The 9,566-nt window shown below is 47.4% G+C and carries 11 protein-coding genes and 1 pseudogene; 6 read left to right on the forward strand and 6 right to left on the reverse strand.

The features are described 5' to 3' along the window. Positions 1–132 precede the first annotated feature (132 nt). A complete protein-coding gene (locus IPL71_RS21850) occupies positions 133–450 on the forward strand; it encodes a hypothetical protein (protein ID WP_345325321.1) in 318 nt (105 codons plus the stop codon). Positions 451–650: 200 nt separating this feature from the next. Here the strand turns inward: IPL71_RS21850 and IPL71_RS21855 are convergent, their stop codons facing one another. Further along, the gene (locus IPL71_RS21855; protein WP_345325323.1) at positions 651–2,684 is read right to left on the reverse strand and encodes a serine/threonine protein kinase; all 2,034 of its coding nucleotides are present in this window, start codon (positions 2,682–2,684) and stop codon (positions 651–653) included. Between the two features lie 50 nt (positions 2,685–2,734). Between IPL71_RS21855 and IPL71_RS21860 the strand changes: the two genes are divergently transcribed. Together IPL71_RS21860 and IPL71_RS21865 are read left to right on the forward strand one after the other, a co-directional pair. Beyond that, on the forward strand, positions 2,735–3,220 hold the full coding sequence (locus IPL71_RS21860) for a CinA family protein (RefSeq protein WP_345325324.1): 486 nt from the start codon (positions 2,735–2,737) through the stop codon (positions 3,218–3,220). Further along, on the forward strand, positions 3,217–3,891 hold the full coding sequence (locus IPL71_RS21865; protein ID WP_345325326.1) for a 5'-methylthioadenosine/S-adenosylhomocysteine nucleosidase family protein: 675 nt from the start codon (positions 3,217–3,219) through the stop codon (positions 3,889–3,891). The genes IPL71_RS21860 and IPL71_RS21865 overlap by 4 nt, the downstream gene beginning before the upstream one ends. A gap of 38 nt (positions 3,892–3,929) precedes the next feature. On the opposite strand, the pseudogene IPL71_RS21870 reads toward IPL71_RS21865, so the two are convergent. Continuing rightward, positions 3,930–5,210, reverse strand: a pseudogene (locus tag IPL71_RS21870) (serpin family protein). A gap of 51 nt (positions 5,211–5,261) precedes the next feature. Next, positions 5,262–5,747: a GNAT family N-acetyltransferase gene (locus IPL71_RS21875; protein WP_345325328.1), complete on the reverse strand. Its 486-nt coding sequence runs from the start codon at positions 5,745–5,747 to the stop codon at positions 5,262–5,264. Positions 5,748–5,805: 58 nt separating this feature from the next. Between IPL71_RS21875 and IPL71_RS21880 the strand changes: the two genes are divergently transcribed. Beyond that, positions 5,806–7,041, forward strand: a complete 1,236-nt coding sequence (locus IPL71_RS21880) for an MFS transporter (RefSeq protein ID WP_345325330.1) — start codon at positions 5,806–5,808, stop codon at positions 7,039–7,041. Between the two features lie 87 nt (positions 7,042–7,128). Here IPL71_RS21880 and IPL71_RS21885 read toward each other — a convergent pair whose 3' ends face one another. Beyond that, complete coding sequence (locus tag IPL71_RS21885; protein ID WP_345325332.1) at positions 7,129–7,512, reverse strand: hypothetical protein; 384 nt, start codon at positions 7,510–7,512, stop codon at positions 7,129–7,131. 232 nt (positions 7,513–7,744) lie between these two features. On the opposite strand from IPL71_RS21885, the gene IPL71_RS21890 reads away from it, so the two are divergent. Together IPL71_RS21890 and IPL71_RS21895 are read left to right on the forward strand one after the other, a co-directional pair. After that, on the forward strand, positions 7,745–8,173 hold the full coding sequence (locus tag IPL71_RS21890; protein WP_345325334.1) for a transposase: 429 nt from the start codon (positions 7,745–7,747) through the stop codon (positions 8,171–8,173). A 10-nt stretch (positions 8,174–8,183) separates the two neighbouring features. Continuing rightward, positions 8,184–8,450 (forward strand): hypothetical protein, encoded by a 267-nt coding sequence (locus tag IPL71_RS21895; RefSeq protein WP_345325336.1) that lies wholly within the window; start codon positions 8,184–8,186, stop codon positions 8,448–8,450. Between the two features lie 39 nt (positions 8,451–8,489). On the opposite strand, the gene IPL71_RS21900 is transcribed toward IPL71_RS21895, so the two are convergent. Beyond that, a complete protein-coding gene (locus tag IPL71_RS21900; RefSeq protein WP_345325337.1) occupies positions 8,490–9,026 on the reverse strand; it encodes a class I tRNA ligase family protein in 537 nt (178 codons plus the stop codon). Next, positions 8,930–9,566, reverse strand: a 637-nt coding sequence (locus IPL71_RS21905) for a class I tRNA ligase family protein (RefSeq protein ID WP_345325339.1), incomplete at its 5' end; no start/stop codon positions are given. The genes IPL71_RS21905 and IPL71_RS21900, both read right to left, overlap by 97 nt.

Raw genomic sequence — 9,566 nt, forward strand, 5'->3', positions numbered from 1 at the left:
ATATGTTTAGCGAGATTAATCAAAGCCTTCAAACGGCGCTGTAATCAGGCGTTATGCCCCCAATGTCCTGTTTGACTTTTTTTATTTTGAATTTACAATGTATTTAAACCAATCTTAAAGGAGATATCTATAATGGAACCCTCGTACTCAAATAATCCTGTATCAAACCAACCTGTCAAATCCGGTGGTGGAAATGAAAAGATCATGGCAATCGCTTCGCTTGTATTGGGAGTGATTAATTTATGCGCGTGGTTTTTACCGATCTGCGGCATTCCCCTTGCTTTCGTGGGGCTTGTTCTTGGCGTTATGGGATTGAAGGACCCGTCTCAAAAAACATTAGCCATCATCGGTATTGCATTGTGCGGGCTTAGCCTGCTGCTGGGCTGCGGAAATGCCGCCTACGGTGCATACATTGGGTATACTCAGGGGCTTCAGGGTTTTGCTCCGTAAATTATTAATTTCTGCCAATAAAAATACATCCCGCTTGTACAAGCGGGATGTATTTTTATAATAGAACCCTTGCATAAGTCCATTTTTTACCACAAAGGTACAAAGTCTCGAAGACTCAAAGGAAAAACTTACTTAGTGACTTAGTGTCTTTGTGACTTTGTGGTCTACAACGCTTTACTTATGCAAGAGGTCAAATCTATTTACTTGCCTGGCACCGCAGGCGGTGGGATGCGATGTATGCCCGGCAGGAGCGGCATTTCGGCCATGTAATAGGCATGTTCGTAGGCGGTGGTGGCGCCGCCTTCGCCAAGTACCGGTTCGATCAGTTCATTCCCGTTAGAGTCTACCCCGGAAACTATTTGGTTGGAGAGTATTATTATTTCCGCAATGACCGGCTGCATATCAGCGCCAAAGGGCATCTCTTGCAGCTGCAAGGCTTTTTCAAGCAATTGCTCAGACCAGCCCGTCATATTCTCTCCGCAAATAACCACATGCGCGCTATGAATTTTTATACTTTCGGTGGCATCAGCAGATTGCGCCGCAAAGTTTGCGTGTGAGATTGTCTGTTTAATATAGCCCTGATCTGCGTATCCCGGTTGACCGTTATGGAGCAGACCAAATCCATCGCTGGAATCGTCAATCATGCCATTCTCATTCCAATCGCGATACAGGTCTTTGTTCGCACTTCCTGCGATCAGGTTGATGATCTCTTCATTCCGGCTGCGAAAAAGTTTTTCATCATTGTTTATAAATGCATTTTGTAATTCATCGGTGGTTCCGTATAACGTATCCACTGAACCCCATAGTCCTTGAATCAGAGCGATGCCTTCCGGTGCGTCGTGAAATGACACAAGCAAGTGCCGTACATGGATTAATGCAAGCGGAGGAAATATGGAGGATGCCGCAACCTCGCCTGAAGATTCATCAGGGTTGGGATCATTATCCGGTTCAACCGTAACTTCAAGTTGGTCAAAAAACGCCAGAATATTTTCCTGATTTGGATCAGTAAAGATCAACTGTCCCTGATTATTTTTGTCGATTTCGATAACACCGACATTGCGGCGTCTCTCTCCGCCTTGCGCGAGATACCATACTTCGTAATGCGTGCCGGCTTTTGGCGCAGGAAGATCAGAGATCATAATGGTTGCTTTATCCATCAATCCATTTTGATCGAGATATGAAACGCGGCCGACAGGCTGATTATTATTTAATGCGGGTGAGATCCAGAAGCGGAACGCGGCGAAGCCCAATATACTTAAAACCAGTGCGCCAATTCCGATCCCGATCCATGATAGCTGTCCTGTTTGTTTTGCTTTGGAATTGTTCTTTTGTGATAGTTTTGCCAGATTTGAGGTATGTGCAGATATTGTCTGCCCGTTGAATACTGCAATAAATTCATCGGCCATTTCTTTTGCAGATGAATAACGGACTTTGGAGTCTTTTGCAAGTGCTCGGTTGATAATCGCTTGCAGGTCAGATGAAATCCCGGAAATGGGCGGCGGGGGATCGTTTAGGTGTTTCATCAAGATGCCGAAGGATGATTCCGCTTCAAAGGGCACGGTGCCGGCCAGCATTTCGTAGAGCATCACACCCAGCGAGTAGATATCTGTTTTGGCATCCACTTTATCGCCGCGAGCCTGTTCGGGACTCATATAGGATGGCGTGCCGGAGACGGTCCCTGTTGAGGTTTGGATGGATGAATCAAGAAGGCGAACCAGCCCAAAGTCAGTCAGAATCGGTTCCACATCCGCTGGTAAAGGTTGATCGGGGTTGACAGGTCCGCTTGCTGAACGCAGCAGCACATTGGCGGGTTTTATATCCCGATGAATAATATTTTGTTGATGGGCGTAATCAATGGCAGATGCGAGCAAAGATAGAATGTGGGCAATGGTATTTAGGGGGAGTTTTTCTTCACGTTTGTGCAGGGCTTTTAAATAATTTCCAAGCGATGCGCCTGATACCAATTCCATGATCAGACAGGGCTGCCCGTCCACCAGTTCATAATCGAATACCTGAATGATATTTGGGTGACGAAGCCCCGCAACAACCTGCGCTTCACGTTCAAAGCGGATATGGTTTTCCGGGTCAGAGTCTACATGGTCGCGCATAATTTTTACGGCAACTTTGCGATTAAGCGTTGTATGCTCGCCGAGATAGACTTCGGCCATGCCGCCGCGCGCGATCAACTCGCCGATTTTGACTTTTCCCAGAGTTTTTCCATTCCAATTTGACATTTGCAAATTATACCCGATAGTATAATGCAACGAATTGCAAGGAGACTTTAATGACAATCATGCTTGAAGAAATATTGCGCGAATATATGCATGTACGTGGTATGACACTTGCCACCGCTGAATCATGCACCGGCGGCTTGGTTTCAGATCGGATCACAAATGTTTCAGGCTCTTCAGAGTTCTTTCCGGGCGGTGTGGTGGCTTATGCTTATGAGGCAAAGGTTAAGCTGCTCGGTGTTTCATGGGATACGCTCAACGCGCATGGCGCTGTGAGTAAGGAAACTGTGCTGGAAATGGCGCGTGGCGCGCGTAAATTACTCGGCACGGATATTGGCGTATCTGTGAGCGGGATCGCAGGCCCATCTGGTGGCACGCCGGATAAGCCTGTTGGCTCCACCTGGCTGGGACTGGCTACCAATACTGGGGAATGGGCGCGTCACTTTATTTGGGAGGGTGACCGCGTATACAATAAACATCATTCGTCCGAGGCTGCGCTTCAATTTGTTATTGATTATCTTGAGGGGAAACTTGCATGAACACGGTTATTATCATTTCAGCCAATGCCGAATGGCGTGTGGTGAAGGAACTGTATCCAACTCTTGAAATTCAAGTTTCACCCTATGGTGAATTTGCAGAAATAACATTGAACGTTCAACGGGTAACATTGTTTCATGGCGGATGGGGAAAAATTTCTGCGGCGGCCACTGCGCAATATGTGATCGATCATTTCAACCCTGATCTCCTGGTGAATTTGGGAACCTGCGGCGGATTTACAGGCCGCATTGAAACCGGGACGATCATTCTCGTTGAGCGGACTTTGGTCTACGACATCATTGAGCAGATGGGAGACGGTGCAGAGGCGGTTGAATACTATGCAACGGATATTGATCTCTCGTGGATCAATCATGAGCAATTGCCTGCTGTCCGTGGCCTTTTGGTTTCGGCTGATCGTGACATTATCGTGGAAGATATCCCCATGCTGATCGAAAAATATGACGCCGTTGCCGCTGATTGGGAATCGGGGGCAATTGCATGGGTGGCGCAAAAAAATAATACGCGCGTATTAATTTTGCGCGCGGTAAGTGATCTGGTGGGTGGTGACGGGGGAGAAGCCTATGGAAATCTCGAATTATTCCATGAGCGGACAAAGACCGTGATGCGTGAATTATTCCGTCAGTTGCCTGAGTGGTTGAATCAAATTAAATAAATTTTAGAGGGGCGGGATTCTCCCGCCCCTCTAAAAAATTACTCCACAGGATTTAATACGCGCCCGATAAATAATATCTGCCCATTGACCGTGTCGCGGATCACGAAAATGAAGGGGCGGTCAATTTGTAATAAGACATCATATCTTGGTGCGCTTCTGCCTTCCATGATGACGGCAGTTGCGGCGGCAGCTTCTGTGCCTTCCTCATTCACGGCCACGAAGGCTTTGTGAATGACATTGCCGATGTATAACTCTTTGTTGCCGGTCATGCCAGAGAAATCGGCGCGGGCGCTGTCAAAGGCGTCGCTTATGCCCAATTGTTTGAGCGCGTCTGATACGCCAAAGTCTTTGCTGAATTCAAATTTTGGCATTCCGAGCGCAATCGAAACAGGCTGCATTTCATTCAGGGTTTCATTCAGGGTTTCCTGATTGAAGGCAGCCTCAAAGGCTTCAAAATTTCCGGCATCAGGGATGAAAATATCCATGGCGGCGGTTTCACCGGCATAGGCGAGTTCCACAGCTTGATAGCCCTGTCCTTGCATATATGGGACGCCGGACATTTCTTTTTGCATCATTTTTGCAGTGACTTCCGAGCCGTCTGTTAAATAGAAGGGCATATCGTTGGTTAAGTTCGCGTCAAATTAGGTCAGCCAGTCTGCTTTGAAATAAATGGCGTTGACCAGCACCATGCGCGTGTCTGTGCCGACTGAATCCTTTGGAAGCAGGTCGTTGATCCTGTCTTCGGTTTGGCCGCTGACCCAGTTATTAATGGTCATACGCGCAGATTCTGCTTGATTAATAAAATCTGCAAGATGGATTCCCGCGCCATAATTGACCGCGATGACATCCAGAAAATCTGTTTGGAAGGGGGTGGTCTGTTCGGCCCAGACAGCATTCGCAATCTTGAGTTTTAACGGTTCCTGTGTCTGATCCATTTGAATGGATTCTTTTTGCAGCGCGAGATCAAGCATATTCAATGCCGGATGCAATTGTTCCTGCGGCGCGAAGTGTAAAACCTGTGCCATTTGAGATTCGGTTTCGCCGCGTGCGCCGGCATACGTCATTGCCAGAGCGAGGGAAATGCTATACGGAGACAGGATCAAGTTTCCGCTTTCGGAGTGAAGCGCGTTATAAATATCCAGCGCGAAGGCGTTATTCCCATCCACGAGTGTGATGAGATCGTCTCCGGCAATTGTCAGATTTGTTTTGCGGCTTTTGTTTGATTCGGCCATATTCAACGATGCCGAAGGTGAACAGGCGCCGAGCATCATGCTGAATGTGATGACAGATGTAAATAATTTGAATGCGGGTGATTTCATAATTTTCTCCTATGATTGAGACGATCCCATTCGATTTAAGTTCCCGTAAATTTAAAGATTCAGTTCCATCGAAATGTTATCCATGCTTTCCTGATAGCTGGGAATTGGATAAAAACCCAGCTGCGTATAAAAACGAACGGCTCGTTCCTGCTGTTCTCCGGTTTGCAAACGTACTTTTTCATAGCCTTGTGTACGCGCGAAATTCAATAAATGCATCACCACTTGATAACCGATCTTTTGCCCGTGATATTCTTCGAGCAGCCAGATGCGTTTTAGCTCGGCGATTTTCTCTTCAAGTTTTTTTATTCCGCCTGTGCCGATTAATTGATCGTCATCCATTACAACCAAAAGCAATCCGCGATTTTTTACGTAAGCTTGCTCGAAATGATCCATGTCACGCAGTTCGCCTTCTTCTTCAAGAATATCATAAAACTCCTGTACCGTTTTTTCCGGCACAAAGATGCGCTGCGCAACGGCAGAGATCAGATACTTGGCTTCTGTGATTTGGTGCGGTTGAATGGGGAGGATATTGATCATGTCTGTATTTTACTATTTTCATTGAGCGTTATAATTCTTTTTCGCCGCCCAAACTCTTATGACAAACACACCCGAATCACAGGAAATTCAAAAACATAATTTTCGTTACGTGCAAATTGATGCCGTTGGCGTCAGCATTTCAAATGTCGCCGCGCCTTTCCTTCCGGTTTTTCTTACCCGTCTCGGTGCAAGCAATTTTCAAGTAGGTTTGCTTACATCCATGCCGGGCATTACCGGCTTGATCCTTGCGCTTGTCGTTGGACGATTTTTACAAACGCGTAAAAATATTGTGCCGTGGTACAGCCTTTCGCGTCTGCTGGTCATCTCGTGTTATGCATTGACCGGTTTGCTCACATTCATCCTTTCCAAAGAGTACGCAGTGATTGCCACGCTTGCTATTTGGGCTTTCGCTACACTTCCGCAAACCGCGCTGGCCGTTGCCTTCTCGGTAGTAATGAACGCAGTTGCAGGCCCGGAAGGACGCTATGCCTTGCTCAGCCGCCGCTGGGCGATCTTCGGGTTGACCAGTGTGGTGATGACTTTTTTCGTCACGCGCATGATCGACCTGATTGAATTCCCGCGTAATTATGAAATGATGTTTTTCGGATTATCCATTGGCGGATTGATCAGCTATTATTTTTCAAAGCAGATTAAACTCCCGGATCAGACTCCGCCCATGCTTGCTCCATCCTCATCGGCATTTGATTCAGTCCGAAATTATTTCTCCCTAATTCGCCGCGAACCAGCTTTTGTTTCCTTCGCTACAAAAAAATTCGTTTACTATTCCGCCATTACGTTAAGTGCGCCCATTATGCCCTTGTTTCTTGTCCGTGAAGTGAAAGCGACCGACTCGCAGATCGGCACGATCACCATGGCGATGACGATTGTCATGCTCGCAGGATACTTTCTCTGGCCCTGGTCATCCCGCAAATACGGCGGACGCTTCGTGCTGCTTGCCACCACCTTCGGCATGATCTTCTATCCCGCGCTGACTGCCGCCACTCCGCAAGTGCCGCTCATCATTCTTTACGCCGCCATTGCGGGACTCTTCCAGGCGGGGCTTGATCTGGTCTTCTTCGATGAATTGATGAAAACAGTTCCACCGGAATATGGCGCGACCTTCGTCTCGTTGGCACAGTCCATGCAATATCTTTCGGCCATTGCCGCCCCGTTGATCGGCACCTGGCTCGCGGATCATATCGGTCTCGGCGGCGCATTGTGGGTGAGCTCCGGTCTGAGGTTGTTTGGTTTTTTGCTATTCCTGATCCCAGACCGAAGAAAAGCGACGGTATAAAGATCAACCGCCGCTTTTCTTACGATAACTTATAGGATAATCTCGAAGACACAAATTGATTTATACCGACTTGCTTTTGCAAGAGATCTACTGTCTGACTACATTCCAGGTCATGGTGACAATTTCAGGTGTGACGCTAATGGATTGCAGTGTGCTATTTTCATTCCTTTGCCCGATCTTTGACAGACGGTTTGCAATGGTTTGATTCCAATTGTCCACGCGGGCCTGATCGAGGGGAGTGTTGTCAATTTGAGCATCTGAAACCGACGCAATTAATTGACCGTTGCTCACACTTAAATCAAGGCGAAAACTTAATGCATCTGTTTTGCTTGCGTCATTCAACCGTTGACGAGTTCCGATGACCGATACATATCCTGATTGAAGAGTAACCTGTAAATCCTGTACCAGCGGATCCGCGATCGCGGCGCTGATCGCTTCCTGTAATTCCTGCTGGGTGATGGTTGTCTCCACGGTGAACGAGCCGTCATTGTTGCGTGAAATATTGCTTTGCAGGCGCTGGTCAGAAATAAAAATATAACCAGTAAAACGGACAGTGTTTTTGAAATTTTATGCATCATATTCTCCAGTTTGATTTTTTAGTGATTATAAAATCGGACGATGTATGATTTGTTATTGCGATGTAAAATTTACGTAAATCTTGCCGTATAATTTGATGACCATCTTATATTCGGGGAAACCGCAAATGAAATTTGACCCGCAAAAACATCACCGCCGATCGATTCGCTTGAAGGACTATGATTATTCCCAGGCTGGGGCTTATTACGTCACGATCAATGTACAGAATCGGGAATGTCTTTTTGGAAAAATTGTCAATTACGAAATGGAATTAAACGATGCAGGGAAGATGATCGAAGGACAATGGAATGCCCTGCTCGAAAGATTTTCCAATGTTGAATTGGATGTATATCAAACCATGCCCAATCATTTCCACGGGATTATTGTCGTAGGGGCGGCCTTTATGGCCGCCCTTGACTCCGAAAATAAGGCAGGCACGAGGCCTGCCCCTACATTGGGTGACATCGTTGGGGCGTTCAAATCCATTACCACCCATGAATACATCCTCGGTGTGGATAATAAAAATTGGACGCGATTCTATAAGCGTCTTTGGTAAAGAAATTATTATGAGCACATTGTCCGTGATGAAGCCGATTTGGAACGCATCCGCGATTACATTCAATCCAATCCTGCTGATTGGGATGAGGATGAAGAAAACCCGAAATTTAAAAAAATATGATCACGTAGGGGCGGCCTTTATGGCTGCCCTCTTTATGACCGCCCTTGATATGAACATCTCCGAAAACAAGAGACAGGCACAGGGGGCAGAAAATAAGGGGAAGAAAATCAGGAATAGGGCAAGGGGCAGGCACAAGGCCTGCCCCTACGTGTAAAACAAAATCGGATGTCATCTCGACATCCGATTTTTTGGTTTATTTTCCTAATCTTGCTCGTTCTTCCACCGAAACGATCTCTTCCAACTTCTTGAACAGCGGACCAGGTTGATTCAACTTTGCACCTGGTTTCAATTCGCTTGGTTTCCACTGTAAGCCTTCTACAGGTTTATATCTCAACACCGTATGCTCGCCGAGCGAGTCTTTGACCGTCTCGGTGTATTGCTCGCCGAAGAGTGGAGTTTCGTAATTGAAGAAGCCGTGCAATTTTTCGCAGGTGAACGGCAGGAACGGAGCGAACATCACCTTAAGCGAATCAATGGCTTTGAGCGCAGTGTAAATGGTTTTCGATGCGCCGTCCTTGTCCACTTTGATGGCGGACCACGGCGCGTTGACATCGAGATACTGATTGACCACCGTGGCGAGTTTCATGGCTTCACCTAACGCAGATCGCAGACGCACCGCATCGAGTTCCGCGCCTACAGTGTTGAATCCATTTTCAATGGTGGCAAGCAGTTCCAGGTCCGCGGGGCGTAGGGGCGGCGGCTCGTCCCCGCCCGTTTCAAATGAAGGCACTTGCCCATCCCAGTTCTTATAACAAAACGCCAGTACACGATCGCGAGGTTGCCCACGTCGCCCACCAGTTCGTTATTATTGCGCGCCACAAACTCTTTCCAATCCCAATCGCTGTCCTTGCTTTCGGGCATGTTGACGGTCAGGTAATAGCGGATCGCATCAGGGTCAAAACGGGTCAACGCATCACGTCCCCAGACCGCCCATCCGCGTGAACCGCTGATCTTCTTGCCTTCGAGATTCATAAATTGATTGGCGGGCACATCATACGGCAGGATCAACTTTCCGCCTTCTTCTTCGGGTGCAAAGAATTCCATGAACGTGCTGCCGACGCCCATCAACTCGGCAGGCCACAACGAAGTATGGAAGAAAATATTATCCTTGCCAATAAAGTGGAATTGTTTCGCCTGTGGATTGATCCACCACTCACGCCACGCATCTTTCTGACCCGATACCTGACTCCACTCAATTGGAGCGGAGAGGTACCCGATGACTGCCTCGAACCACACATAGAGTTTTTTCGTTTCCCAACCCGCCTCGCTG

Origin of the sequence: Candidatus Villigracilis proximus, from assembly GCF_016717045.1 — a bacterium.
GTDB lineage: Bacteria > Chloroflexota > Anaerolineae > Anaerolineales > Villigracilaceae > Villigracilis > Villigracilis proximus.

Bases quoted from the DNA above. Each gene is read 5' to 3' on its own strand.
- IPL71_RS21850 (WP_345325321.1), top strand. From the start codon at position 133: ATGGAACCCTCGTACTCAAATAATCCTGTATCAAACCAACCTGTCAAA.
- IPL71_RS21855 (WP_345325323.1), bottom strand. From the start codon at position 2,684: ATGTCAAATTGGAATGGAAAAACTCTGGGAAAAGTCAAAATCGGCGAG.
- IPL71_RS21860 (WP_345325324.1), top strand. From the start codon at position 2,735: ATGACAATCATGCTTGAAGAAATATTGCGCGAATATATGCATGTACGT.
- IPL71_RS21865 (WP_345325326.1), top strand. From the start codon at position 3,217: ATGAACACGGTTATTATCATTTCAGCCAATGCCGAATGGCGTGTGGTG.
- IPL71_RS21875 (WP_345325328.1), bottom strand. From the start codon at position 5,747: ATGATCAATATCCTCCCCATTCAACCGCACCAAATCACAGAAGCCAAG.
- IPL71_RS21880 (WP_345325330.1), top strand. From the start codon at position 5,806: ATGACAAACACACCCGAATCACAGGAAATTCAAAAACATAATTTTCGT.
- IPL71_RS21890 (WP_345325334.1), top strand. From the start codon at position 7,745: ATGAAATTTGACCCGCAAAAACATCACCGCCGATCGATTCGCTTGAAG.
- IPL71_RS21895 (WP_345325336.1), top strand. From the start codon at position 8,184: ATGAGCACATTGTCCGTGATGAAGCCGATTTGGAACGCATCCGCGATT.